Below are 1,946 nucleotides of genomic sequence, written 5' to 3'. Positions count from 1 at the left end.
AGCGGACCTGCTGCGTGGGAGCCTGCTGAGCCGGGGCGGTTTCGACCTTGGAGGCCGACTCTCGGCGCTCGTCGGGCTCGTTCTCCTTCTTCACCTCACGGGTTGGCTGGACCGCCTTCGCTAGGCCGGGCTGCTTCGCCTGGGCAGGACGCTGCGAGGCGGTCGCCTTCGCGGCCCGCGGCGATGCGTTTGTCTCTTGAGCCACGTCCACGCCGGCCTGAGTGGTCGAGGGACGAACCGCCGGTGCCGACGCCTCCTCGATGCCAGACTGCGTCGCGGCTGCCGCCGCGTAGACGCCCGCAAAGGCGATCAGCGCCGTACAGGCGCCGATGGCTGCTCCGCGAACGGCTGAACGAAGGTCTCCCTGGGTATGACTCATCGCATCCTCGGATCACTGAAAGCGGCGCTCGGCAGGGGCCAGCGCCCCGTGACCAAGGGGACGGCGACAGTCGGCAGAGCACACGCGGGTGGTGGGAATTGCGCTTCATCGCGCCGGGACTGAATCAACCGGTGCGGAGCCGTACCGACGGTACGGGCGCAGATCGCACCGTATGCGAACCTTCGGCAGTTCCTCAAGGCGTTCCCCCTCAAATCCGGTGAGCCTCTACTTAGTTGATGAACCAGCTTGTCTAGCGAGCCTCTAGCGTTATGTTATAGCGTTAAGTTATAGCGGCGCAAGGGCTGAGGGGGCCGAAATGGACTGCGATGATGATGCGAGTTGCACGCCAGATGCAGGAGGTTGCGTGGCTCGCAAGCCCGGCTATGTCAGCCCTTCCGTGGCTCGCGGAGCGATGCTTCGACATGGCCTCACGGGGCTCCAGGTCGCCGCTCGGGTGGGCGTCAACCCCTCGACCGTGCGCAACTGGCTCGCCGGCCGTACGGCCCCGACGCCGGCGAAACTCGCCGCGCTCGCCCAGGTTCTCGAACTCAATGTCCGGGACCTCACGGGCGTTCTCCCCGGCCGCGAAACCCTCTCGGACATGCGCGTGCATGCGGCGCTCAATCAGTCTGAGACCGCCGAGAGGGTCGGGCTCAGTCAAAGCGCGTTCTCCACCATCGAGCAGGGAGCCGCACCGCTGTCCGAGGGGCTGTGCGCCAGCCTGGCTGACATTTATGGCGAGCCGCAGGGGGCCGTGCGTGACGCATGGCAACGCGCCAACGACACGCTCAAGGGTTTCCCCCAATAGCGTGCATCTGTATCGTTAACTATTACCGGCCCGACACGCCGCCCCACCTTGGAAATGACACACCTGGAATTACACCCGTGATAGCAATATCCCCATGGCACCTCCTCGGACCACCGAAGGCCGCACTCAACTCAATGCGCTCATCGACGAGAAGCTGTTCGCCGACGTGCAGCGCCTCTGGCATGAATCCGGCAACCCAAAACGCTGGCAGGTTGTCGAAGAAATCGTCCGGCTGGGCGTCAGAGCGTACGAGGCCGTGCCCAAAGACCACCGGGACGGGCAGCAGGAGCTGCTCCAAGCCGGTTGAGAACCGACCACGAGTGAACAGGAGGACGCCTCTCACCATGCACTGACGCGGGTATCGACTGACCACCGATTGCCTGCGTAACAACTGCACAGCGGAGCGTTCACAGACAAAAAAGAACGCCACCCGACGGGAATCGGGTGACGTCTTTGAAGTTTGAGATCAGGACAGGCGACCAAACCTGATTCTGATCTGCGCTCCCTCCCAATGGAAGGAACTGTCGTGCGAGACAGCTCCGAGGGTAGCGCACACCCAAATGCGGTGTCCAGCATGTCGATGCTGGGCGAGTCGCAGGGTGCGCGATCAGACCTCGATAACACGCAAGAACCCGACCTCGGTGAAGTGATCCGCAAGCGGATCGAGGACGCCGAGAAAGAAAACACGCTGCGCGGCCAGCGCGGCCACTCCTGGGCACTCGACGGCCGACAGCCGGCCCTTGTATGGCAATCCCGCAA

3 protein-coding genes and 1 pseudogene are annotated in these 1,946 nt (G+C 63.9%); 3 read left to right on the top strand and 1 reads right to left on the bottom strand.

What is annotated here, in order from left to right; translation table 11 throughout:
- Positions 1-379 (bottom strand): annotated as a pseudogene (locus G6018_RS16430) (hypothetical protein); the annotation flags it as partial.
- 364 nt (positions 380-743) lie between these two features.
- On the opposite strand from G6018_RS16430, the gene G6018_RS16425 reads away from it, so the two are divergent.
- The 3 genes from G6018_RS16425 to G6018_RS17200 form a co-directional block, all read left to right on the top strand.
- A complete protein-coding gene (locus G6018_RS16425) occupies positions 744-1,187 on the top strand; it encodes a helix-turn-helix transcriptional regulator (RefSeq protein ID WP_182640204.1) in 444 nt (147 codons plus the stop codon).
- A 94-nt stretch (positions 1,188-1,281) separates the two neighbouring features.
- Positions 1,282-1,494, top strand: coding sequence for a hypothetical protein (locus G6018_RS16420; RefSeq protein ID WP_182640203.1), 213 nt, complete (start codon positions 1,282-1,284; stop codon positions 1,492-1,494).
- A gap of 258 nt (positions 1,495-1,752) precedes the next feature.
- On the top strand, positions 1,753-1,946 hold a 194-nt coding region (locus tag G6018_RS17200; protein ID WP_206685273.1), incomplete at its 3' end, for a hypothetical protein.

Source organism: Dietzia sp. DQ11-44, from assembly GCF_014145205.1.
In the GTDB taxonomy this organism is placed as follows: domain Bacteria; phylum Actinomycetota; class Actinomycetes; order Mycobacteriales; family Mycobacteriaceae; genus Dietzia; species Dietzia natronolimnaea.
This window is presented reverse-complemented; position numbering and strand designations above follow the sequence as displayed.